We start from the raw sequence: 23,045 nt of genomic DNA, 5'->3' as shown, positions 1-23,045 counted from the left end.
TGCACCCACCTGTAGGAGCCGGCTTGCCGGCGATGGCGTCAGCCCAGGCGATGCTGCCCTGGCTGACGGCCCCATCGCCGGCAAGCCGGCTCCTACAGTGAATTGGCTATCAGTCGTTCAATGCACCACCCAGCTCAACACCCACAACCCCAGCAACGCCCAGATGATCCCGAGCACGATCGAGGCGCGCATGAAGGCGCGCACCGCCGAGTACAGCAGCATCAAGCCGACGATCAGCGCAAGGATGCTCACCAGCGAGGTGTCCATGCCCAATGCGCGCGCCAGGCCGTCGATGAAATTGCCGCCGGCGTTGGCCAGCAGGTTGAACAACCCGCTCAGGCCATCGACGATGAAACGGATCACCGAACCCAGCACTTGGCCCAGCCAATCGAAAAAACCTTCTACTTGCATGGTTGCTTCCTGATGAACACTTCAAGCCTTTGGCCATCACCCGACCCGGTCGGTTCCCGATGCCAAGCTTAGCCCGCCCGCGCCTGAAAAGAATGCTGCGCCGCGTGGCCCTGGGCAGCCTGCTGCTGGTCGCCGGGCTGTGGCTGGCCGACCGGATCTGGCCGCTACCACTGCCCGGCGATGACCTGGCCCGGGTAGTGCTGGCCGAGGACGGCACGCCGCTGTGGCGCTTTGCCGATGCCGAGGGGGTGTGGCGCTACCCGGTCAGCCAGGAAGAGGTGTCGCCGCTGTACCTGGAGGCACTGCTGGCCTACGAGGACCGCTGGTTCTACCAGCACCCCGGGGTCAACCCCATGGCCCTGGCGCGGGCGGCCTGGCTGAACCTGCGTGGCGGGCGGGTGGTATCGGGTGGCAGCACGCTGTCGATGCAGGTGGCGCGCCTGCTCGACCCCCACGACCGCACCCTGGCCGGCAAGCTGCGCCAGTTGTGGCGCACGGCGCAACTGGAGTGGCACCTGTCCAAGCGCGAGATTTTGCAGATCTACCTCGACCGCGCACCGTTCGGCGGCACCCTGCAGGGCGTGGCAGCGGCCAGTTGGGCCTACCTTGGCAAGTCGCCGCTGCACCTGACCCCGGCCGAGGCGGCGTTGCTGGCGGTGCTGCCCCAGGCCCCCAGCCGGCTGCGCCCGGACCGTCACCCCGAGCGCGCCCAGCGGGCCCGCGACAAGGTGCTGCAGCGCCTGGATGAGTACCAGGTGTGGCCAGCAGCGCGCATTGCCGAGGCCCGTGAAGAACCCTTGCTGCTGGCCCCGCGCCAGGAGCCGGCACTGGCGCCATTGCTGGCGCGGCGACTGAACACCGCGGACAGCCCGCCACTGATCCGCACCACTCTTGATGCTGCCCTGCAACGCCGGCTCGAAGACTTGCTGCTGGGCTGGCGCGCGCGCTTGCCCGAGCGCACCTCGGCGGCGTTGCTGGTGGTGGAAACGCAGAACATGGCGGTGCGCGCGTACCTCGGTTCCATCGACCTGGGCGATGCGCGCCGCTTTGGCCACGTCGACATGGTCCACGCCCTGCGCTCGCCGGGCTCGACCCTTAAGCCGTTTCTCTATGCCATGGCCATGGATGACGGCCTGATCCACTCCGAGTCCCTGTTGCAGGACGTGCCACGGCGCTACGGCGACTACCGGCCCGGTAACTTCTCCATGGGCTTCAGCGGGCCGGTATCGGCCAGCTCGGCGCTGGCGCTGTCGCTGAACCTGCCGGCGGTGCAGTTGCTGGAGGCCTACGGCCCCAAGCGCTTCGCCGCGCAGATGCGCATGGGCGGGGTGCCGCTGGTGCTGCCGCCGCTGGCCGAGCCCAACCTTTCGTTGATTCTCGGTGGTGCCGGCAGCCGCCTGGAAGAACTGGTGGGCGGCTATGCGGCACTTGCCCGCGAAGGGCGCAGCGCGAAGATTCGCCTGCAACCCCTGGACCCGCTGGTGGAGCAGCGCCTGTTGTCGCCGGGGTCGGCGTGGATCACCCGGCGTATTCTCAGCGGCCTGGCACGGCCAGACCGCGACCCCAACGCCGAACTGGTGCAGCGCCCGCAGTTGGCCTGGAAGACCGGCACCAGCTATGGCTTTCGCGATGCCTGGTCGGTGGGGGTGGGGCCGCGTTATCTGATCGGCGTGTGGATCGGCCGCCCGGACGGCACCCCGGTGCCGGGGCAGTTCGGCCTGGCCTCGGCGGCGCCGCTGATGCTGCAGGTGCACGACTTGCTCAGCAACCGCGATGCGCAGCGCGGTATCCAGGTGCCGGTGGAGCCGGTGCCGGCCTCGGTGGGGGTGGCGGCAATCTGTTGGCCGCTGGGCCAGCCGATGAGCCGCCAGGACCCGAACTGCCGGCGCCAGCGCTTTGCCTGGACCCTCGATAGCACCACGCCACCGACCTTGCAGGCTGCCGACCAGCCGCTGGGGCTGGGGTTGCGTGACACGGTATGGGTCAATGCCGATGGGCTGCGGGTGGATGCCAGCTGCCCGGGTGCGGTGGTCCGTGACATCGCCCTGTGGCCGGCGCCGCTGGAGCCCTGGTTGCCCCGCGCCGAGCGCCGGGCGGCGAGGCTGCCCGCCGTCGACCCGGCTTGCCCGCCGCAGGTTGCAGCCATGGCACCGCCGTTGTCGATCGTTGGCGTGCGCCCGGGCGACAACCTGCGCCGGCCGGCCACCAGCCGTGAGCCGCTGCAACTGCGGGTGTCGGCCTTGGGCGGCAATGGCCGGCGCTGGTGGTTCGTCAATGGCCAGCCGCTGGGCGAGACCCAGGGGCAGGACAGCTTGCAGGTGCATTTCGAGCAGGCCGGGCGGGTTGAGTTGAGTGCGCTGGATGAGAGTGGCGAGACGGCGCGGGTGGAGTTTCAGGTGGGGGAGTGAGGGGGAGGAGAGTTTGTATCCATCCCTTTCAAGGTATCGGGGAGGCTGGCAGGTGTTCGGCGAAAGGTTTTTGGCGCCCTTGAGATCGAGCGCCGCCCGCGCGGCGCTTCGCGGGTAAACCCGCTCCCACAGTTTGTTTCGGGCCAATTATGCCTGTGCAAGTATCAGCGCCTGCCTTGGTGCATGCCTTGAGTCATGTGGAGCGGCGGTAATGCCCACGCTGAAACCGCGTCGTACCCACAAGGCGGACCAGGTGTTGGCACAGAAGAGACTGGCCCGAAACAAACTGTGGGAGCGGGTTTACCCGCGAAGCGCCGCGCGGGCGGCGCTCGATTTCACAGGCACCGAATATCTTTCGCCGAACACCTGCCAGCCCTAACCCAATCAAAACCAGCCAGGTAACTAATCTGTTGGCGCTACGCCCTTGGTAATACCCACCTCCACCGCCCCTCCAACCCACTGAAACCCCGCACCTTTTCACCCCGTACTGGCCCCCTGCCGCCAGGGTTAATACCAAGTTGGGAGCTATCGGTTTCGAACCCCGGAGACTTCACTGCTGACTGTAGGAGTACGCAGGCGTGATCCGACGTCGTGCAACTCCAATAACAACCAGCAGCAGGAGTCTTCCCATGAACACGCAAGCGTGGATGAAGGCGGCTACGGCGCTGACGATGGTCATGGCGCTGGGCCTTGCGGGATGCAGCAGTGGCGGCGGCGGGCACCACAGTGCGGTGGATGGATCGTCATCGGGTACTGCCGGTAGCGGAGGCGGCGATGGCGGTAGCGGCGGCGGTACTGGCGGTGGCACAGGCGGCGGTACCGGTGGCGGCACTGGCAATGGCAGCGTGGGCAACGGCCTGGTGGTCGCGCAGGTGGCCGACCAACTCGGCACGACGGTGTCGGGGTTGGGCGACGGGGTCAGCAACCTCGGCCAGGTGATCGGCTCGCTGCCGGTGGCTGGCAGCACGGCATTGACTGGCGGCGTGGGTGCATTGGTGTCTTCCGCCGGTACTGCGTTGAATACGGTCAGCAGCGGCCTGAGCGACGGTCTCGGTCAACTGGGTACCGGCAACAACGCAGTAGGCACCACCGTAGGTGTGGTCGGCGCCGCCACGGCAGACCTGGGCACCGGTGTGTCCGGCCTGGGGCAAGGCCTGCAGGCTTTGGCGACGGGCTCGCCAGTGGAGCAGGTGCCATTGGTCAACCAGGTGGTGGCTGGGGCCGGGCAGGGCGTCAATCAGGTTGGGCAGGCCGTGACCATGCTCGGCGACACCCTGACCCCGATCGGCACCAGCGGCCCGTTGGCCAGTGCCACTCAAGGCGTCAGCGATGCGCTGGTGCCGGTGGTCTCGCTGGTGGAGAACACCACCGCCAACGCCACCCGCCAAACCGGCCTGAATGGCCCGCTGAATCAGACCCTCGATGGCCTCGGCAATGCCCTGGACCAGACCGGGCAGAACGTCAAACAAGCGGGTAACGGTAACCCGGTCACTGATACCGCAGGCCAACTGGTCAGCAACCTGGGCACCGTGGTTGGCACCACGGCGGGCCTGTCGCCGACCACTGGTGGCGCGCGCACCGGCCTGCTGGAAACCGTCGGCGGCGTAGTGGCCGGAGTGGGTAGCGGCCTTGGCGCGGGTACCAGCAATACGGCCGTGGGTGGCGTAGCCGGCAGCACCGTGCAGGTGGGCAACACCGTGGCCAGCCTGGGTACGGTGCTCGGCGGCAATGGCGTGACCAATACGGCCGCAGGCGCGCCGGTAGCTGCGCTGACCCAGCAGGTCGGCGGCGGGCTCAATCCGGTCGTGGGTGGCGTGGCCAGCCTGACCCAGCAAGTGGGCGCCAGCACCGGGCTGGGTACGCCGGTGGCCGGGCTGCTCAACCAGGTCGGTGGCGCGGTGAGCAACGTCGGCTCGCAACTGAACAGCGCCAGCGCCAACCCGGTAGTGAGCCAGCTCGGCACCACGGTCGGCACCTTGGGCAACACCGTCGGCCAGGCTGGCACACTGGTCAATGGCGGCACCACCGGCGGTACCGGTCTGGGTGGCCTGTTGGGCGGCCTGGGTGGCAACCGCTAGTGGCCGATCGCAGGGGTAGCACCTACGCTTTGCAGCAGTATCAGGGGCGCCGGGGGCGCCCCGGCTTCCACCGGATCATGGAGTGTCCGCATGCGTCCATTGGCCGTGACGATCTTGATGCTTTCCTGGGCCGGCCTGGCCCACGCCGAACCCCTGCCCAGTTTTCTCAACAGCAACGACACCGAGCGCCGGCTGCCAACCTCTAACCTGCCGGTGGATGCCTACCGCCCCGGCGCGCCGGGCCTGCAGGTGCCGGCACCCGCCGCAGCCCAGCAGCAACCGCTGCTGATGAGCACCCAGGTGCAGGTACACAAGGTGCGTTTCGAAGGCGGTACGGTCTACCCGCTGAGCGAGTTGCGTGAGCACTACCAGCCGGTGATCGGCCACACCACCTCCCTGGCCGAACTGATCGACCTGACCCGGCGCCTCACCCAGCGCTACCAGAATGACGGCTACCTGCTCTCCTACGCTTACCTGCCGCCCCAGGACTTCGCCGAGGGCCGGGTGCGGGTGGTGCTGGTGGAGGGGTACATCCGCGATTACCGGGTCGAGGGCGATATCGGTTCGTCCCGCGCCTATGTCGAACGCCTGCTGGACAAGCTCAAGGCTGAGCGCCCGCTGACCCGCAAGACCTTCGAGCGCTACACCAGCCTGGTCACCCGCATCCCGGGCGTGACCTTCCGCGCCGAAGTACCTCCACCGGGCACCACCGACGGCGCTACCCGCCTGGTGGCGGTGGCCGCGCGGCAAGCCTTCACCACCACCTTGAGCCTCAACGACGGCAGCCGCGATGACCTGCAGGCGCTGCTGGGTGCCAACAGCAACGCCCAGACGCGTTTTGGCGAGCAACTGAGCGCCAGTGTGCTGGCGCCGCCGGGGGACGACAAGGAACACTACTACCGCCTCGACTACAGCCAGTTCGTCGATGACGAGGGCTCGCGCCTGCAACTGTCGGCATCACGTTACCGCAGCGACCCCAGTGCGCGGATTCGCCTGGGCGATGGTATCGACCTCACCCAGCACCGCGAGAACGAGCGCTATTCCATCGGCCTCAGCCAGCCGCTGATCGCATCGCCCAACGAGTGGCTGGAAGCGCTCGGGCGCTTTTATGCAGTCAACGACCGCATCGACTACCAGGTGGTTGGCGCACCCTTGAAGTTCGACAGCCAGACCGACATCCGCGCGCTGTCCTTCGAAGGCGACTGGCGCAAGGTCGAGGCGCGACGCCTGCGCATTCTCAGTGCCGGGGTGTACCAGGGGTTGGACCACTTCGGCGCACGCAGCAACGCCGACCTTGACCTGGATTTTTTACGCCTGCGCCTGGCCGGGGTGCAAAGCGACAACTTCAGCGACAACTGGCAGGGCGTGGCCTCGGCGGCGGGCTACTGGAGCAACGACAGCCTGCCGGACAGCGAGCGGGCGGTGTTCGGCGGGCAGAACTTCGGCCGCGGCTACCCCACTGACCAGGCTTCGGGCGACAAGGGCTGGGGGCTGGCCTACGAGCTCAACTACAGCTTCAAGCGCGACGGTACCTGGGTGAAAGTGCTGCAGCCCTATGTGGTGCTGGACGCGGCCCGGGCCTGGTTCAACGAACTGGACGTGCAAAAGGCGCGCATGTCGTCAGCTGCGCTGGGCGTACGCTTTGGCGACATGCACTACTACAACATCGCTGTCGAGGTGGCCAAGCCGATGTCCGATATCGCCTTGGACAGCCTCAACCGCCGGCCGCGGTTGACCCTCAGCTTCAGTTATCAACTGTGAGACGAGTGGACGGGTTGACAGGTTGACGCTATGACCCGGCCGCCTTAGGCTAGGTGCATTGCCGCAATTGCCTGTGAGGCCTTGCCATGAAAATCGCCGAAGCCCCCTCCCGTTATCTTTCCAGCGCCGCCAGCGAAGCGACCAAGGCCGCGTTGCGTGAAGACTTCGAGCAGTTTCTCGGACAACTCTCTCAGCCACAGCTCGAGGCGTTGGCCGAAGGTGATTGCTTCGAGGCGTTGCGAGCCACTCTGTTGCGCCCCAGCCAGCAACCGGCCAGCCCGCAGGTGCGCAACCAGCTTGCCTATGCCAAGGGCAAGGCCTTGGCCTTCGAACAAATCTGCAACGGTTATGAGCTACTCGACTCGAAAACCGTCTGCGCCCTGCTTGGCATCACCCGTCAGGCCTTGAACAAGCGTTTGTTGCAGGGGCAGGTGCTGGCCTACAGCGAAGGGCCGCGCAAGCATTACCCAGCGTTCCAGTTCATCGACAACGCCGTGCTACCCGAGGTGGCCGAGCTGGTGCGGGTGCTGGCCATCGAGCCGCGGGAGGCTGCGCAGGTGAACCTGCTGCTGGGTTTTCTGCTGCAGGACATGGACTATGTCAACCTTGGTGAGCCCGCCCATATACGCCCGCGCTACCAGTTGCTCGACGAGCCTGGCGCCTTCGCCATCATCGTTCGCGATTTCACCAACAGGCTGCAGATGGGGCGCTGACCAGGCGCCTCATTCCACCGGCACCTGCATGCGCAACAGGGCCTCGCCAACGGTCTCGTCGGTACTCAGCAGCAACGCCTCCAGCAACTGGTGTCGCACCCCCTGCAACTGCGCACCACGTCCTTCGAACAGCACCAGGTTGCAGCCGTCGAGGCTGCCGGTGACCGGGTATACCTGCGAGGGGTAGAGCATGCCGTCCACCTGCGCGTTCTGGCGCATCACCACCTCGCTAAGCAACTGGGTGTACAGGTAGCCCTCACTGCCCTGGCCGCGCGAGGCGACGATACTCTTCAGGCGCTGGCCGGCGTTGCGCGCCAGGGCGGCGGCATCGACCACCAGCAACTCCCGTGTGGTTTGCAGTTCATGCAGGGCAAGCGCTGCAACCTCACTGCGCAGCACCGGGCTTGCGAAGCCGGCTCGGCCGTGCTGCAGGGTTTCGGCCACTGCCACGATATCGCTGAAGGCCACGTAGCACACACCAACGGCTTTTTGCGGGTCACCGTAGCGGGTGTCGGAGTTGCGGTTGTAGAAGGTGGGGTTTTCGAAGCTTTGGTGCTGCACGCGATACACACGGGTGGCCTGGGCGATGCGCCGGGTGGGCAGGCCATGGCGCTCGATGGCATTTTCGATGACCTGGCGAGGGGCTTTGACGGGCATTGGCGGTGCGGGTCCTCAATGGCGTTGGCCCCCGGTGCAGGGGGCGGCCATTGTTGCAGGACTGCGCCGGGCTTGTCGCCTGTGCAGGGTTTTCAGCCTTTTACCTGACCGCTTGCAGCAGCGGCTTGGGGAACAGGTTATCCAGGGTTTCCAGCAGGCGCGCGTGGTAGATCGGCTTGCGGAACAGGTCGAGCACCTGCAGGCGCAGCAGGTCGCTGACGTCATCCATATCGGCATGCCCGGACATCACGATCACCGGCAAGTGCTGGCGCGCCGTGTGCTCGCGCAGCCGCTGGATCAAGGCAATGCCGCTGTGCTCGGGCATGCGCAGGTCGGTGATCACCAGGGCCACGTCCGGGTGGCGGGTGAGCTGCTGCAAGGCAGCGCTCACCGAGCTTGCGGTGTGGCAGCAGAACCCCTGGTTCTCCAGCAGTTCGGCCAGTTCCTCCAGGGCCTCTTGCTCGTCGTCCACCAGCAATATCTGTTGACGCAACGTCGGCATGGGCAGCTCCCGAAGGGGTCACTGGGTGATGGCAGTCTTGATGGTGTTCATGATGTTGGTGACTTCGGCCGAGATGGGGGTGACGAAGCCGGCCAGCACCACAGCCACCATGGCGGCGATGACCGCGTATTCGATACCGGAGGCGCCATCCTTGCTTTGGATGAAGGTTTTGCAGTGCAGGTAGATCTGTTGCAGCAACATGGCGAGGCTCCTTGCGCACCGGGTGCGCCGGTAGTGGGGCGGCTCAGTTGATGCCCCTTTGCCATCAGAGCATCGCTCGCCTGTGGCGGCCTGCAAATGTAACAAGGTGATAGTCGGAAAGTAGGGGTAAACGCCAGCCCTTGTAAGTTTCTGTTTTATCGGTGCGTCAATTTCGTGGCTCGAAAATCGCCCGCCACTTAATGGCGAATTGGCAGGGCTCGGCTAGGGTGAAATAGCCAAATAGTTACTTTTTGCCAGTACGTGGCCAGGCACAGGGAGGGCGCAAATGAGCAGTCGCTTGACCATGATTCTGGCTGGCCTGTTTCTGTTCGCTGCGTTGCTGGCCGGTTACTGGGGCCTGCGCCTGAGCCGCCCGGCCGAGCCTTTGCCGGTGCCGGTGGCCGCCCCCGGTGAGCAACCTGAGCCAATCACCGCGCCGCAGCCAGCAGCCCCACCGGAACCTGCGCGCTACCCCATCGTGGTGCTGCGTAAAGCGGTGCCGGCCGATACCCCCATTACCGCCGACGACCTGCTGGTCGAACAGCTCCAGGTGGTGCCTGCCGGCGCCTACCAGCAGGTGGAGCAGGTGATCGGGCGCAGCAGCACGCGCCCGCTGGCCCCCGGTACCTGGCTGGACGCCTCGAACTTTCAGGCCGGTGGGCCGCTGGCGCGAATGATTCGCCCTGGCGAGCGCGCGGTGGCCGTGGCGGTGGACGATGTGGTCGGCGCCGGAGGGCAGTTGCGCCCCGGCGATTACGTGGATGTGCTGCTGTTCTTGCGTGAAGAGAACAACAACCCGCAGTCCTCGGCGCAGGTGGTGTTGCCGGCCCTGCGCGTGCTCAGCGTCGATCAGCAGACCGGCCTTGGCAACGATGGCCGCCCGGCGCAGACCGCCGAAGAGCTCAAGGCCCGCCGCGAGCAGCAAACGGTCGGCGGCAATGCCGTGCGCACCGTGGGCCTGGCCGTGCCCCAGGCCCTGGCCAGCCGGCTGATGCTGGCGGCCCAGGCCGGCACCTTGCGCCTGGCGGTGCGCAGCGCCGAGGAAGGCCTGCTGGCGCGCTACTGGTCGGGTACCGAGGCAGGCGCCCAGGTGCAGGCCGCCAACCGCGAGCTCTACCGCTTCAGCCAGCTGTCCCAGGTGCCCCTGGCGGGCCCGGCGGCTGTGGCTGGCGCCCCGGCCATGCAGATCATTCGTGGCGCCCAGGCGGGCGGCCAGCCCACTACACCCTGACCGGCAAGGATGCACCCATGCGTAGTACGTTGCGTCGTTTGATGCCGCTTTCCCCGCTGTTGTGCCTGGCCCTGCTGCCTGCCGCCCAGGCGGCCAGCAAAAGCTGCGCCGGGTTTGACCAGTTGCCCTCGGTGATCGAGATGGACCAGGGCCTGCAGCAGGAGCTGCGCCTGCCGGTGGCGATTACCCGGGCGGCGGTGGGTGAGCCCAAGGTGGCCGACGTGCAGCCCAGTGGCGAGCGCGGCGTGTTGCTGACCGCCGTGGGGCAGGGCACTACCAGCCTGATGCTGTGGACCGCCTGCACCTCGGCGCCGCACCGGGCGATGCTGTTCGTCAAGGGCCGGGCCAGCACCGACATGGCCGAAGTGCAGCCCTTGCCGGGGGCCCAGGCCGAGCTGCCGACCCAGGTGCAGGCCGACATTCGTTTTGTCGAAGTGCGCCGCACCAAGTACAAGGAGGCCGGCACCCGGTTGTTCTTCAAGGGCTCCAACAGCCTGATCGGCTCCCCTGGCACAGTGCCCGGGGCAACGGTACGCCCGACCGTGCTGCCGGGCGCAGGCCTTGACGACGACGTCTTCAACATTGTCCTGGGTGGCAACAACGGGCGCTTCCTGGCGATGATCAACGCACTTGAGAACAGCGGCTTCGCCTACACCCTGGCGCGCCCCAGCCTGACCGTGCTCAGCGGCCTGACTGCAAGCTTTCTGGCCGGCGGCGAGGTGCCGATACCGGTGCCCAGCAGCGGTAGCGACAACGTCTCGATCGAGTACAAGGAGTTTGGTGTGCGCCTGGCGCTGACCCCCACCGTGGTCAGTCGCGACCGCATCACCCTCAAGGTGGCGCCCGAGGTCAGCGAGCTGGACTTCAGCAACGCGGTGACCATCGCCGGCACCCAGGTGCCCGCGCTCACCGTGCGGCGTACCGACACCAGCATCTCCCTGGCCGACGGCGAGAGCTTCGTCATCAGCGGCCTGATCAGCAGCAACGTGCGCTCGAACGTGGACAAGCTGCCGGGGCTGGGCAACCTGCCGATCATCGGCGCGTTCTTCCGCCAGTCGACCCTCAACCGCGAAGAGACCGAACTGCTGATGATCGTCACCCCGCACCTGGTGCAGCCGCTGGCGGCCAATGCGCGCCTGCCCGAGCTGCCCGGCGAGGCGCTGCGCACCTATGACCCCAGCTGGGGCCGCTTGTACTTCATGGAGAACGGCAACTTCGAAGGCCGTGGCGGGTTGTCCCAATGAGCGATCGCGCAAACCACACCTACCTCGCCCTGACCCGCAACGAGGACGACCTGAGCTGGCTGCAGGGTGCGCTGGCGCCGTTGGGGCAGGTGATCGGCGCCAGTGGGGGCAGCGGCGGCAGCCTCGACGAGTTGCTGGCGCTGGTCGACGTGACCTTCAGCAACCTGGTGTTCATCGGCCTGGACCGCGAGCAACTGGTCAGCCAGTGCGCGTTGATCGAAGGCATGCTGGAAGCCAAACCGATGTTGGCCATCGTCGCCCTGGGCGACGGCATGGACAACCAGTTGGTGCTGCACGCCATGCGCGCCGGGGCCCGGGACTTCGTCGCCTACGGCTCACGGGCCAGCGAAGTGGCTGGGCTGGTGCGGCGCCTGGGCAAGCGCCTGCCAACGGTCACCAGCAACCCCAGCCTGGGCGGCCTGACCGTGCTGTTCGGGGCCCAGCGCAGCGCCGATGGTGCGCTGCTGACCACCCACCTGGCGCGGGTGGTGCAGGAGAGTGGCCAGCAGACCCTGCTGCTCGACCTCGGCCTGCCGCGCGGCGACAGCCTGGCGCTGCTGGGGCTGGAGGCGTCGTTTCACTTCGGCGATGCCCTGCGCCATTTGCGCAGGCTCGACGCCACGCTGATCGACAGTGCCTTCACCCGCGACAAGTGTGGGTTGCGCATCCTCGCCTACGCCAGCGGCGACGAACCGATGAAGAACACCAGCGCCGCCGAGCTGTACATGCTGCTCAGTGCCCTGCGCCAACACTTCCAGCACATCGTGGTGAACCTCACCGGACAGATCGACAGCGAGGCGCTGCGGACCATCATCAGCCACTGCGACAAGCTGATCCTGTACACCGACCAGAACATCCTCGATTGCCGGCGCAACCTGGAGGTGCTCGAGCACTGGCGCGACCGCGGCATCAAGCTTGAGCATGCGAGCGTGCTGGTGGACCGCTTCATGCGCCAGGTGGCGCCCGATGCCGAGGCTCTGGCCAAGCGTTACGGGCTGCCGTTGCTGAGGGTGCTGCCGTTCAGCCCCGAAGTGCGCCTGAATGCCAAGAACCAGGGCCTGAGCCTGTTCGAACTGGCCCCGCGCGAGGCCCTGACCCAGGCATTGCGCAGCCTGGGCGAGCGCCTGGCGCGGCGTTCGGAAAACCTCGGCAAGCCCAACAACACCTGGCTGCGCCGCCTGTGGGGGAGCCGATGAGCCAGGAGCAACCCTTCGGTGGCGCGCGCCACGCCAGCAACGACCCGCACGTGCTCAAGCGCGCGCTGCACCGGCATGTGATCGATGCCATCGAGGACAGCGGCCGCAACCTGCTCGAAGGCGCGCGGCCAGCCCTGGCGCAGTTCGTTCTGGAGCAGGTGGGCGACTATGTGGCGCGCCTGCGCCTGGCCCTGTCGCGCTATGAAATGGAGCGCCTGGGCGAGGAGATCGTCGATGAGCTGACCGGCTACGGCCCGCTGGAAGTGCTGCTGCGCGACCCCAGCGTCACCGAGATTCTGGTCAACGGCCCGTACCGGGTGTTCGTCGAGCGCGCCGGCCTTTTGCAACTGACCGATTTGCGCTTTATCGACGCGCACCACGTGGAGCGGGTGATGCAGCGCATCCTTGCGCCCCTGGGGCGGCGCCTGGATGAATCGTCGCCCATGGTCGATGCGCGCATGCCCGACGGCAGCCGGGTGAATGCGATCATCCCGCCGGTAGCGCTGGACGGGCCGTGCCTGTCGATCCGCAAGTTCCGCCAGGACATGCTCAAAAGCGCCGACCTTTTGGCCACCCGGGCCATCGACCAGGCCATCTTCGACTTCTTCGAACGTGCCGTGGGCCGGCGCTGCAACATCCTTGTGAGCGGCGGCACCGGCACCGGCAAGACCACGCTGCTGAACATCCTCAGCCAGATGATCGCCCCCCAGGAGCGCTTGGTGACCATCGAGGATGTGGCCGAGCTGCAATTGCACCACCCCCACGTGGTGCGCCTGGAAACCCGCCCGCCCAACGCCGAAGGCCATGGCGAGATCAAGGCCAGCGAGCTGATCCGCAACGCCCTGCGCATGCGCCCTGACCGCATCATCCTCGGCGAGATTCGCGGTGCCGAGGTGGTCGATGTGCTGACCGCGATGAACACCGGCCACGATGGTTCGATGAGCACGGTGCACGCCAACAGCGCCCAGGACGCCCTGCTGCGCCTGGAGACGCTGGTGGGGCTGACCGGCCGCCAGGTGGCGGAGAAGACCCTGCGCCAGATGGTTTGTGCGGCGCTGGACGTGGTGATCCAGCTGACCCGGCTGGCGGATGGCCGGCGTTGCGTGAGCGAAATTCTCGAGGTGGTCGGGGTGCGTGACGACGTGTACGTCACCAATGTGCTGTTCCGCCTTGACCGGCGCAGCGGCGAAGGGTTTTTGCGCGAGGCGCCGAATCCGGCCGGCGAGAAACTGCGCCACGAGGGCCTGTACTGATGGGGCCGTTGTTGCTGGCCCTGGCGCCGCTGCTGCTGGGCGCGGCGCTGTTTTTGCTGCGCCTGGGCCTGCACAAGCGTGGCGAGGAGCGCATCCTCCTGCGTCTGGGCCAGGCCTACCGCGTGGTGCGCAGCGCCAGCGCCCGGCGCGACTGGCTCGACCCGCTGCTGCAACGGGCGGGCCTGGCCCAGGGCGAGTTCAGCCTGCGGCCGTGGCTGCTGGCCTGGCTGGGGGCGGTGCTGCTGGCGGCGCTGCTGGCGGGCGCGGCGGCTGCGCTGCTGGTGCTGCTCGGGCTGCCGCTGCTGGGTTACCTCGCCTTGAGCTGGCGCTACCGCCGCCGGCTGCAACGGATCATCCAGCAGTTGCCTGGCCTGCTCGACTACAGCGTGCGCAGCCTCAAGGCCGGGCGCACTCTCAACGACGCTGTGCTGGGCGGCATAGACGCCACCCGCGAACCGCTGCGCTCGGCCATGCTGCGGGTGCGGCGCAACGTGCAGCTGGGCGTGCCGCTGGATGATGCGGTGAACGAACTGGCCGAGCTGTACCGCCAGGACGAGCTGCGCCTGTTCGCCCTGGGCCTGCGCATCAACCAGCGCCATGGCGGCAACGCCAGCGAGTTGCTGGAAAACCTGATCAAGCTGATTCGCGAGCGCGAGCAGGGTGGCCGGCAGTTGCGTGCGATGACCGGTGAAACCCGTATCACCGCCTGGATTCTGGGTGTGCTGCCGCTGGCCATGGTCGGCTACTTCCTGATGGCCAACCCCGGTTACCTGCTGGCCATGTGGCGCGACAGCCACGGCCAGATGATGCTGCTGTTCGCCTTTGCCCTGCAGGCACTCGGCTGCGTGGTGCTGTGGCGCATGATGAGGAGCCTGTGACCATGGCCCTGTTGGTTTGCGCACTGTGCCTGTTCGCAGGCTTCACCCTGCTGGCCATGCACGCCGCCCGGCAATGGCGCGGCCAGCAGCGCATTGCGCGGCGCCTGCAGGGGCGGCTGGGGCGTGATGAGCGGCTGGGCGACTGGTTGCACTGGCTGGGCAGCAGCCCGTTGGGCCAGCGCCTGCAACGGCTGGACAGCGAAACCCAGGCCTTGCTCGACCGCCTGGGTTGGCGCCGCACCCGCCAGCGCGCGCTGTTTGCCGCAGTGCAGTTGGGCCTGCCGCTGCTGGCCACCGGGGCGGTGCTGTTGATGGTGCATGGCCTGCCGGGCGAGCGGCGCGGGCACTGGAGCGTGCTGGTGCTGTGCGCGCTGGGGGCCGGTTACCTGCTGCCCAAGCGCCTGCTGGCCGCCGCCGCCGCCAGGCGCCAGCGCAGGATCGCCGTTGAGGTGGGGCTGATGATTCCGTTGTTGCGCATCCTGTTCGAGACCGGGCTTGCCGTTGAACAGGCGTTGCGGGTGCTCGCCCATGAGGGCCGCACCCTGGTGCCGCACATCAGTGCGGAGCTGCGCCAGGTGCTGCAGCGGGTCGATTCGGGCCTGGCCCTGGGGCCGGAGCTGGAAAAGGCCGCGCGGCTGCTGGCGGTGGATGAGTTGATCGACACCTGCGTGATCCTGCAGCAGTTGCTGGTGCAGGGCAGCGGCTCGATGAAGTCGTTGCAGGCGCTCAAGGAGCTGCTCGACGACCGGCGCCTGACCGGGCTGCAGGAGCGGGTGTCGAAGATGTCGGCAAAAATGTCGGCGGTGATGATGGTGTTTCTGTTCCCGGCCTTGCTGATCGTGCTGGCCGGGCCTGGGCTTTCTGCGTTGGCGCGGGCGTTGGGGTCGTGACGGCTCCTACAGGGTGTGTATTTTGAAAAGGGAGATGCGATGAGAGCGATCCTTGTGCTCAGCGGCCTGTTGCTGCTCAGCGGCTGCGCCGGCCAGCCAACCGACGGCCTGGCCCGGGTGTTCGGCGGTGGCAGTTGCGCCAAGCCCGACGCTGACCAGCAGATGAGCCTGGACCTGGCCGACCAGATGATCAACGAGGGCCGCCCGCATGCGGGCCTTGCGCATCTGGAGCAACTGCCGGACAGCCTTGACCAGGTGCGCCTGCGCAAGGCCCGGGTGTCGCGCGTGCTCGGGCGCAGCGAGGCCGAGCCGTTGTACCGCAGCCTGCTCGGCGGCTGCCTGGCGGCCGAAGGCGAGCATGGCCTTGGCCAGCTGGCCTCGGCCCGTGGCGACGATGCGCAGGCGCTGCGCAACCTGCAACGGGCCGTACGCCTGGCGCCCACCGACGAGAAGGTGCGCAACGACCTGGGCGTGGTGCAGATGAACCTGGGGCACCACGAACAGGCGCGCTTCGAGTTCCTCACGGCTATCGAGCTGAAAGACGACAACCCGCTGCCGGCGATCAACCTGGTGACCCTGTCGCTGGTGCAGGACAACTGGAGCCAGGCCGAGGACCTGGTCAAGCGCCTGCGCCTGGGGCCTGCGCAGTTTGCCGAAGCCCAGGCCCGTGCCCGCCAGCTCAAGGCCAGCGGGCGCGGAGCGCTGGCCGCCAGCGCGCAGCCGCCGGCTGCAGTGCTCAACTGATCGGGGAGGTGAGTGATGATCAAACCGTGGACTGTGTGGGCCTGTTTGCTGATGCCGGTGGCGGCGCTGGCGCAAGAGCCGCCGCGCCAGGCTCAGGATGAAACGGCCACTGAAACCTGGTTGAAGGTGCAGGCCAGCAACCGCCAAGCCTCGCCGAAGCCGCAGGTGCAGACCGACAAGGAGCGCGACCAGGCCATGCAGCGCTGGCTGGACAGCTACAAGTATGCGATTCCGGATTTCTATCGCTGGAGCAAGGTGAATTCGTCGAGCAATTGAGGGGCGCGACCCGCCTGTACAGCGGGACCCTGTGTAGGAGCGGCCTTGTGTCGCGATGGGCTGCGTAGCAGCCCCTGGATCTGGGCCTCATGCAAAATTGCCGGGGCCGCTGCGCGGCCCTTTCGCGACACAAGGCCGCTCCTACAAAGGCGCGTCGCTCAATGGGTGGTGAAGCGCTGATGCACCGGCGACGAGCGGGGTGTCAGTGCCAGCGCCAACTGCGTGCGGTTGTGCATGTGGGTCAGGCGCAGCACCTGCGACACATACAGCTTCACCGTGTTCTCGGTGATGCCCAGCTCGCAGGCGATCTGGTAGTTGGTCTTGCCCTTGCTCACCAGCCGGGCCACTTCCAGCTGGCGTGGTGACAGCTTCTCGAACGCTGCTGGCAGCTCCGGCTCGCTGTCGTCGGTGTCGGTGGCGCGCCGATGGGTGCCCTGGCCGCGGGCCTTTTCCAGGTCCTGGTAGAGGTCGTCGATCGACTCGGCGAGTTCTTGCAGGCGCTGGTTCAGGCTGCCCAGCTCGCGGAAGTTGCGGCGCCGCTCCAGCAGCGCTTCTTCCTGGCGGCGCAGGCCTTCGAGCAACTCGTCGAGGTCCATGGGCTTTTGGTAGTAGTCGGCAAAACCTTCGCGCAGGGCGCGGATCACATCCTGCTTTTCGGCCCGGCCGGTGAGCATGATGGCTTCGAACATGCGCTGGTTGCCGGCGATCTGCTTGAGTGCACGCACAAGCTCAATGCCATCGCGCTCGGGCATGTGCAGGTCGCACAGCACCAGGCCGATAAGGTCATCGGCGCGGTAACGCTCGATGGCCTGGTCGGTGGAGTGGGCCGGTACGCAGCGGTAGCCTTCGCCTTCCAGGTATTCGCACAGTTCTTCGACGATCAACGGCTGGTCGTCGACAACCAGGACCTTCACCTCACTGACGGACTTGTTCACACGATCAACTCCCTGTTGTTTCGGCCCTGCTCCCGGGCCAAGTCGCTCTGGCAGCAACAAAGGTAGTCGCACTTTGCAACTATGTACATGGACTGTAGACGCCATCCGGCGGTTCAGCCGGCTATTGGATCCATACCGCCGTCAGCAAAAAGCCCGCCAGCACGTAGGGGGCAAAGGGCTGCTTGTCGCCGACCTCTTCGGCCAGTTTTTGCAGGCGTTTTTTCAGCTTGGGGTTGAGCAGGGTCCACAAGCGGCGCCGCCCGAGCAGCCAGGCGACCACGGTGATGCCGGCGCCGATGAAGGTGCCGAGCACGTATTGCGGGCTGGTGGCCAAGGCCAGGGCGCCCATCAGCTTGACGTCGCCGGCACCGAAGCGCCCGAGCATGTAGCCAGGCAGGGTGAGCAGCATGACGATGGCCAGGGCCCAGCCGGCGTCGCTGGCATCGGCGCCGATCCAGCTGTGGCCGGTGGCGAACAGCCACACCAGCGCGCCGGTGGCCACACCCAGGGTGAGGGTGTTGGAAATCTGCCGTTCACGGACATCTTGTTCGGTGCACAAGGCAAGCCACATCAGGAGAACAATGCTTTGCATTGGCAAATCGCCATCCCTATTCGTTGAACGGTTCTATGCTTTGCAACAGGTTTCAACGTCAGGGTAGACGCGATCATGCAAGCCAGCCCGGCAAGGCAGCAAAAAGGCGCGGCAGCCATCGAGTTTGTCGCGGTATTCATGGTGTTTTTCGCAGTGTTCTACGGGCTGGTCAGCTATGCCCTGCCGATGCTGATGCTGCAGTCGTTCAACCAGGCCAGCAGCGAGGCGGTGCGCCGCTGCGTGGCGGTGGACCCGGCCAGCGCCACCTACAGCCAGGACGTACAGGGCCTGGCGCGCCAGGTGATCGGCCAGCAACTGGCCTGGATGCCGGCCAGCCTGGGCTTCAGCGTGGCCACCGACACCCGGGTGACGCTGGGCGCAGACAAGCTGCTGACGGTGGCCATCGACTACCCCCGCGAACGCCTTGAACGGGTGCTGCCGGTGCTGGTGCTGCCGCTGATCGGCGAGGTGCCGAAGCTGCCCGAGCGCCTGCAGGCACAAGCGAGCCTGCAACTATGAGTGGCAGCCTGTTCGACCGCTGGCGTGCGGCGCCCGATGAGCCCCAGGCGCCGCCTGCGGTCGGTTTGCAGCTGTGGCTCGACGACCAGGCCCGGGTGCAGCGCCTGGCCGGCCCGCTGCGCACCTTGCTGGCGCTCCCGACCCAGGCCGCTGCCCGGGTGCAGGACTACCTGGAGCCGCACAGCCTGCTGGTGCTGGAAGGCGAGCCGCGCGACTGGCAGGGGCAACCTCTGGACCTGGCCTTCCGTACCGTGGTCGGGCATGCCCTGCAGACCCGTGGCTGGCTGCAGCGCCATGGCCAGGGCTGGGTGCTGCAACTGTTCGATATCGGCGATCTTTTGCGCGAGCAGCGTTGGGACCGCCAGCGCCCGCTGTTCGGTGAAATCGGCCATGCCCTGCGCGAGTGCGGCGCCGAGCGCCTGGCGCAGACCACCGGCGAGCAGTTGCAGGTGTTGGCCGGGCACTGGCAGGCCAGCGCCTTGTGCCTGATGCTGCGCGCCGCCGACGGCTGGCGCCGCTATGCCGGCAGCGACCCGCTATGGCCATGGCCGGACGATACGCGCTTGCAGGGCTGGCTGGCGCACAGGCCGGCCGCAGCCCCGGTGCAGATTCACAATGAGCCAGAATTGCTGGCCTTGTGTGGCTGCGCCTCGCTGTTGCTGGTGCCTTACCGCCAAGGCCAGGACGCCGAAGCCTGGCTGCTGGGGGCGGACGTGCTGCAGCCGCCGCCGGACGACATGGCGCTGGCCCTGGCGCGGACCCTGGCCGAGCCGCTGCTGGCACGGCTTCGCCACCAGCAATTGCAACAGCAGAGCCGCCACCTGAACGACCTGCAACAACAACTGGGGGCTGGCGGTTGGGAATGGCCGCTGGACGGCGACTTGCAGCTGGACCCGGCGGTGGCGGCCTCGTTCGGCCTGCCCCGGCAGATGAACCTGGCGCAGTGGCTGGCCCAGTTGCACCCTGCTGACCGGGAGCCGGCGCAGCTGGCCTTGGCCCAGGCCCGCGACGGGCATGCCCTGGGCCTTGGCGTGCGCCTGGCCGAGGGCGGGCAACGCTGGCTGCACTGGGCCGGCCAGCGCCAGGGCAACTGCCTGCGTGGCTTTGTGCTGGACATCAGCGCGCTCAAGCAGCAGCAACAGCAGGCCGACGCTGCCCAGGCGCGGCTTGAGAACCTGATCGCCAGCTCGCCTGCAGTGATCTACGTGCAGCGCTATGTCGACGGTGCGCTGCACAGCGATTTTTTCAGCGCAAGCCTGGCGCCGTTGCTGGGCTGGGGCGCCGACAGCGAGCAGGCGCGCCAGCCCGCGTTGGCGGTGCACCCCGACGACCGCCCGCTGTGGCTGGAGCGCACCCGTGGCCTGCTGCGCGATGGCCAGGTGCGCTGCCGCTATCGCTTGTGCGATGCCCGTGGCGGCTACCACTGGATGCTCGATGAGGCGCGCCTGCTGCGTGACGACCTGGGCCAGCCGCGCGAGGTGGTGGGCTTGTGGCTGGATGTCAGCGAGGCCACCGACGCCGCCGAGCGTGTGCGCCAGAGCGAGGAGCGCTACCGGGTGCTGGTGGAAGATTCGCCAGCGATGATCTGCCGCTACCGGACCGACCTGACTCTGGAGTACGCCAACCGCCCGCTGGCCGATTACCTGCAGTGCACTCCTGAGCAACTGCAGGGCGAAAACCTCGGGCAGTGGCTGTCCGACAGCCAGCGCCAGGCGTTTGTGCAGCGCCTGGCGGCGCTTACGCCCGAACAACCGGTGAGCAGCGCGGAGATCTGCTTGCAACTGCCGGGGCGCGAGCATGCCTGGTGGGTGTGGGCCGACCGTGGTTTGTTCGATGGTGACGGCCGTTTGCTGGAAGTGCAGGCCGTGGGGCGTGACAACACCGAGGTGCGCCGCAGCCAGCAGCAATTGCTGCAGGGCGCGAAGATGGCCACCCTGGGCGAGCTGGCCACAGGCCTTGTGCACGAGATCAACCAGCCGCTGAATGTGATGCGCATGGCCGTGGCCAACGCCCTCACGCGCCTGGAACAGGGCACGGCCGAGCCTGAATGGCTGGAAGCCAAGCTGCGGCGTATCGAGGCCCAGGTGGCGCGTGCCGAACGGCTGGTGCAGCACATGCGCGTGTATGGCCGCCGCTCCCTGGTGGAAACCCACAGCTTCGCGGCCTGGGGCGCGGTGGAGGGCGCCCGGGCGCTGCTCGAGGAGGGCTTGCGCGGCAAGGGTGTGAGCCTGTGCCTGGAGCCGCCGGACGAGCAAAGCCAGGTGCTCGGCCATCAGGACCAGTTGGAGCAGGTGCTGATCAACCTGCTGGTCAATGCCCGCGATGCGCTGCTGGAGCAAGGGCGCGTGCAGCCGTGGATCCGCGTGCGCCAGGAGCTGCACGGCGGGCGCCTGAGCCTGCTGGTTGAAGACAACGGCGGCGGCATTGCCGAGGGCCTGCACGAGCGCATCTTCGAGCCGTTCTTCACCACCAAGCCGGCGGGCGTTGGCACAGGCCTCGGGCTGTCGGTCAGCCACGGTATCGTCAGCCACATGGGCGGGCGCCTGACGGTGGCCAACGGCGAGGAGGGGGCGTGCTTCCGGGTGGAGCTGCCGCTTCACAGCACCAGTTGAGCGTGGCCACTGCTGCAACTGAGGTTGGCGCCTACCTGGGCGTTGGCGAGGTCAATGCCCAGGGTTTTGAGCAGGGTGTTGAGTATCGGGTCGAGCAGGGGGCTGAGCAGGTTCTTGATCAGCGGTTCGAGGATGTTCTTCACCCCATCGAGCAGGCCGGCGGTGAGCGCCAGCACCTGGCCCAGGCCGCTGTTGCCGGTGGGTTTGTAGGCCTCAAGGTGAATACCGCCGAGGGTGTCGGCAAGGCTGGCGACCACCTGTGACTGGTCGGTGTCCATGCTCTGGAACAGTGGCGCCAGGCCGATGTTCGGTGGGTTGCTGAATACCAGCGGTTTTTCGCTCGGGCTGTTGGCCAGCACCTTGCTGTCGATGCGCAGGCCGATGCCCCCGCCGGCGAAGGGGACGCGGGTGCCGCAGGTTGGCGGCAGCACCAGCAGGCGGCTGCAGACGTTGGTGCCGATGTCGATCAGCGGCAGGGCCTTGACCGTGGTGGTGCCCTGGTTGAGGAAGTCCTGGGGGGAGTCGAATTTACCGATGGCGATTTTCGCCGCCGAACGCTGGGTCACCGTGGCCAGGGTCTTGGGCGAGCAGGTGTAGGCGGCGGGCGGCATCGGGCGCAGGCGGCTGGTGGCCTCGGCGACCTCCAGGCCGATGTCGATATGGGTGACGCCGTCGAGCAACTTGATATCGCTGACCTTGCACGGCACCCCCAGGGCGCAGGTGAGCGATTGCACAGTCCCCAGCAGATTGAGGCTGAGCAGGTTGTTGAGCACGTTGGTCAGCGGCGCCGCCAGGTCCAACACGGCATTGACCAACCCGCTGACGGTGTTTAGCACGGGCAGGTCGAGGGAGATCAGCGCGCGTACCTGGGCGGTGTGCACGCGCAGGTCGTCGCTGCGCGGGTCGCCCACCGCCGACACCTGCTGTGGCTCGATCACCCGCAGTTGCACCTTGCCATTGACCAGCCCCAGCACGCTGATCGGCAGCTCGGCATAGGCGGCGCGTTCGCTGGCCGCCAGCTGGATCACCCCCTGCACCAGTTGCAGCAGTTGCAGGTTGGCGTCCAGGCCGGCCTTGGCGGTGCCGTTTTGCAGGTCCAGCAGTTGCCCCAGTTGCAGGCCGCCGGCAGGCAGGTCGGCGGCCAGGCGGCCGAGGTTGGTGACCACGTCGGCTGCGGCGCCACCACGCTGCAACACTTTGGCCGCGGCTTGCAGCAGCACTGTGGCGCTGGTGTCCAGGCCAAGCAGTTGCTGGTAGTCGCCGGCGGCCAGGTTCAGGTCGATGGCCAGCTGGTCGAGGTAACTGAGCAGGTTCAACTGGGTGTTGGCCATGCCCTGCCAGCCCAGCAGGTCCAGTTGCAGGTTGCCGCCCAAGGCCTTGGTCAGGGCGTTGAACAGTGCGCCCTGGCTTGAGCTGACGGTGGCCAGGGTGGTGCGGATGCTGAGCATCGCCTGGGGCGGCATGGGGCTGGCGGCCACGGCGCTGGCGTGCAGGGTGCTGGAGCGTTGGAAGTCGCCTTCGACCCAGGTAAACAGGCCACCGGCAACGCTGGTGGTGACGGTGTTGCGCACTTCGACCCTGATCGCTTCGTTGCGGCTGTTGTCGCTGGTGAAGCTGCGAATGTTGCCGGCGCCGGTTTGCAGGTAGCCGCAGCTGGCCACCAGCGGGTTGCTGGTGGCATGGCCGTTGCGGGTTGCGGCGGCGCGGGCGAGGGTGGTGGCCTGGGGGCCGCTGCCGGTGCATACGCCACCTTGCCCGGCGGCCTCGAGGGCAGCCATGTCGGCGATGCGTTGCAGTTTGCGCTGCTCCAGGTATAGGCGCCCGCTGTCGACGGCCAGCAGCATGAACAGCAAGGCAATGCCCAGGGTCAGCGTGGCCATCAGGCCGATCGCGCCGCGTTGGCGTACAGCGAAGCGGGGAACCACGGGCACTCCTTTGCCGGCC

22 protein-coding genes are annotated in these 23,045 nt (G+C 67.3%); 15 read left to right on the top strand and 7 right to left on the bottom strand.

Going from position 1 to position 23,045, the window contains the following annotated elements:
* Nucleotides 1-117: 117 nt before the first annotated feature.
* Nucleotides 118-411 (bottom strand): hypothetical protein, encoded by a 294-nt coding sequence (locus tag ACI2KK_RS14000; protein WP_217840487.1) that lies wholly within the window; start codon nucleotides 409-411, stop codon nucleotides 118-120.
* 59 nt (nucleotides 412-470) lie between these two features.
* On the opposite strand from ACI2KK_RS14000, the gene pbpC reads away from it, so the two are divergent.
* From pbpC to ACI2KK_RS13975, 5 genes are all read left to right on the top strand, one after another.
* Nucleotides 471-2,819, top strand: a complete 2,349-nt coding sequence (gene pbpC, locus ACI2KK_RS13995) for a peptidoglycan glycosyltransferase PbpC (RefSeq protein WP_404669318.1) — start codon at nucleotides 471-473, stop codon at nucleotides 2,817-2,819.
* A gap of 211 nt (nucleotides 2,820-3,030) precedes the next feature.
* A complete protein-coding gene (locus tag ACI2KK_RS13990; protein WP_404669317.1) occupies nucleotides 3,031-3,198 on the top strand; it encodes a hypothetical protein in 168 nt (55 codons plus the stop codon).
* 250 nt (nucleotides 3,199-3,448) lie between these two features.
* Nucleotides 3,449-4,897, top strand: coding sequence for a collagen-like triple helix repeat-containing protein (locus ACI2KK_RS13985; protein ID WP_404669316.1), 1,449 nt, complete (start codon nucleotides 3,449-3,451; stop codon nucleotides 4,895-4,897).
* Nucleotides 4,898-4,987: 90 nt separating this feature from the next.
* On the top strand, nucleotides 4,988-6,658 hold the full coding sequence (locus tag ACI2KK_RS13980) for a ShlB/FhaC/HecB family hemolysin secretion/activation protein (protein WP_404669315.1): 1,671 nt from the start codon (nucleotides 4,988-4,990) through the stop codon (nucleotides 6,656-6,658).
* Nucleotides 6,659-6,744: 86 nt separating this feature from the next.
* On the top strand, nucleotides 6,745-7,371 hold the full coding sequence (locus tag ACI2KK_RS13975) for a hypothetical protein (RefSeq protein WP_404669314.1): 627 nt from the start codon (nucleotides 6,745-6,747) through the stop codon (nucleotides 7,369-7,371).
* A gap of 9 nt (nucleotides 7,372-7,380) precedes the next feature.
* On the opposite strand, the gene ACI2KK_RS13970 is transcribed toward ACI2KK_RS13975, so the two are convergent.
* The 3 genes from ACI2KK_RS13970 to ACI2KK_RS13960 form a co-directional block, all read right to left on the bottom strand.
* Nucleotides 7,381-8,028, bottom strand: a complete 648-nt coding sequence (locus ACI2KK_RS13970; protein WP_404669313.1) for an RES family NAD+ phosphorylase — start codon at nucleotides 8,026-8,028, stop codon at nucleotides 7,381-7,383.
* Between the two features lie 100 nt (nucleotides 8,029-8,128).
* Nucleotides 8,129-8,530 (bottom strand): response regulator, encoded by a 402-nt coding sequence (locus ACI2KK_RS13965; protein WP_404669312.1) that lies wholly within the window; start codon nucleotides 8,528-8,530, stop codon nucleotides 8,129-8,131.
* A gap of 18 nt (nucleotides 8,531-8,548) precedes the next feature.
* Entirely contained in the window at nucleotides 8,549-8,731 is a 183-nt protein-coding gene (locus ACI2KK_RS13960; protein ID WP_404669311.1) for a Flp family type IVb pilin, read from the bottom strand.
* A 286-nt stretch (nucleotides 8,732-9,017) separates the two neighbouring features.
* On the opposite strand from ACI2KK_RS13960, the gene cpaB reads away from it, so the two are divergent.
* The 8 genes from cpaB to ACI2KK_RS13920 are packed head-to-tail and all read left to right on the top strand — an operon-like array spanning nucleotide 9,018 to nucleotide 16,443.
* Complete coding sequence (gene cpaB / locus ACI2KK_RS13955; protein WP_404669310.1) at nucleotides 9,018-9,962, top strand: Flp pilus assembly protein CpaB; 945 nt, start codon at nucleotides 9,018-9,020, stop codon at nucleotides 9,960-9,962.
* A 17-nt stretch (nucleotides 9,963-9,979) separates the two neighbouring features.
* Nucleotides 9,980-11,206 (top strand): type II and III secretion system protein family protein, encoded by a 1,227-nt coding sequence (locus ACI2KK_RS13950; protein WP_404669309.1) that lies wholly within the window; start codon nucleotides 9,980-9,982, stop codon nucleotides 11,204-11,206.
* On the top strand, nucleotides 11,203-12,402 hold the full coding sequence (locus ACI2KK_RS13945; protein ID WP_369988254.1) for a pilus assembly protein: 1,200 nt from the start codon (nucleotides 11,203-11,205) through the stop codon (nucleotides 12,400-12,402). The genes ACI2KK_RS13950 and ACI2KK_RS13945 overlap by 4 nt, the downstream gene beginning before the upstream one ends.
* Nucleotides 12,399-13,655, top strand: coding sequence for a CpaF family protein (locus ACI2KK_RS13940; RefSeq protein ID WP_217886641.1), 1,257 nt, complete (start codon nucleotides 12,399-12,401; stop codon nucleotides 13,653-13,655). The genes ACI2KK_RS13945 and ACI2KK_RS13940 overlap by 4 nt, the downstream gene beginning before the upstream one ends.
* Nucleotides 13,652-14,533 carry a type II secretion system F family protein gene (locus tag ACI2KK_RS13935; protein WP_404669366.1) on the top strand — a complete coding sequence of 294 codons (882 nt, stop codon included), beginning with the start codon at nucleotides 13,652-13,654 and terminating at the stop codon, nucleotides 14,531-14,533. Before ACI2KK_RS13940 ends, ACI2KK_RS13935 begins: the two co-directional genes overlap by 4 nt.
* A gap of 2 nt (nucleotides 14,534-14,535) precedes the next feature.
* Complete coding sequence (locus tag ACI2KK_RS13930; protein ID WP_404669308.1) at nucleotides 14,536-15,423, top strand: type II secretion system F family protein; 888 nt, start codon at nucleotides 14,536-14,538, stop codon at nucleotides 15,421-15,423.
* 39 nt (nucleotides 15,424-15,462) lie between these two features.
* Nucleotides 15,463-16,167 (top strand): hypothetical protein, encoded by a 705-nt coding sequence (locus tag ACI2KK_RS13925; RefSeq protein ID WP_404669307.1) that lies wholly within the window; start codon nucleotides 15,463-15,465, stop codon nucleotides 16,165-16,167.
* Between the two features lie 15 nt (nucleotides 16,168-16,182).
* Nucleotides 16,183-16,443, top strand: a complete 261-nt coding sequence (locus tag ACI2KK_RS13920; RefSeq protein ID WP_404669306.1) for a DUF3613 domain-containing protein — start codon at nucleotides 16,183-16,185, stop codon at nucleotides 16,441-16,443.
* 158 nt (nucleotides 16,444-16,601) lie between these two features.
* On the opposite strand, the gene ACI2KK_RS13915 is transcribed toward ACI2KK_RS13920, so the two are convergent.
* Both ACI2KK_RS13915 and ACI2KK_RS13910 read right to left on the bottom strand, forming a co-directional pair.
* Nucleotides 16,602-17,378, bottom strand: a complete 777-nt coding sequence (locus ACI2KK_RS13915; protein WP_404669305.1) for a response regulator transcription factor — start codon at nucleotides 17,376-17,378, stop codon at nucleotides 16,602-16,604.
* Between the two features lie 121 nt (nucleotides 17,379-17,499).
* The gene (locus ACI2KK_RS13910) at nucleotides 17,500-17,970 is read right to left on the bottom strand and encodes a prepilin peptidase (protein WP_404669304.1); all 471 of its coding nucleotides are present in this window, start codon (nucleotides 17,968-17,970) and stop codon (nucleotides 17,500-17,502) included.
* 75 nt (nucleotides 17,971-18,045) lie between these two features.
* On the opposite strand from ACI2KK_RS13910, the gene ACI2KK_RS13905 reads away from it, so the two are divergent.
* Both ACI2KK_RS13905 and ACI2KK_RS13900 read left to right on the top strand, forming a co-directional pair.
* On the top strand, nucleotides 18,046-18,489 hold the full coding sequence (locus ACI2KK_RS13905; RefSeq protein WP_217886634.1) for a TadE/TadG family type IV pilus assembly protein: 444 nt from the start codon (nucleotides 18,046-18,048) through the stop codon (nucleotides 18,487-18,489).
* Complete coding sequence (locus ACI2KK_RS13900; RefSeq protein WP_404669303.1) at nucleotides 18,486-21,101, top strand: ATP-binding protein; 2,616 nt, start codon at nucleotides 18,486-18,488, stop codon at nucleotides 21,099-21,101. Before ACI2KK_RS13905 ends, ACI2KK_RS13900 begins: the two co-directional genes overlap by 4 nt.
* On the opposite strand, the gene ACI2KK_RS13895 is transcribed toward ACI2KK_RS13900, so the two are convergent.
* Nucleotides 21,086-23,026, bottom strand: coding sequence for a pilus assembly protein TadG-related protein (locus ACI2KK_RS13895; protein WP_404669302.1), 1,941 nt, complete (start codon nucleotides 23,024-23,026; stop codon nucleotides 21,086-21,088). The genes ACI2KK_RS13900 and ACI2KK_RS13895 overlap by 16 nt on opposite strands.
* Between the last annotated feature and the right edge of the window lie 19 nt (nucleotides 23,027-23,045).

Source organism: Pseudomonas sp. NPDC089406, from assembly GCF_044900265.1.
Classification (GTDB): Bacteria; Pseudomonadota; Gammaproteobacteria; order Pseudomonadales; family Pseudomonadaceae; genus Aquipseudomonas; species Aquipseudomonas fakonensis.
The sequence above is the reverse complement of the archived record's forward strand: the minus strand, read 5'-3'. Positions and strand labels throughout refer to the sequence as shown.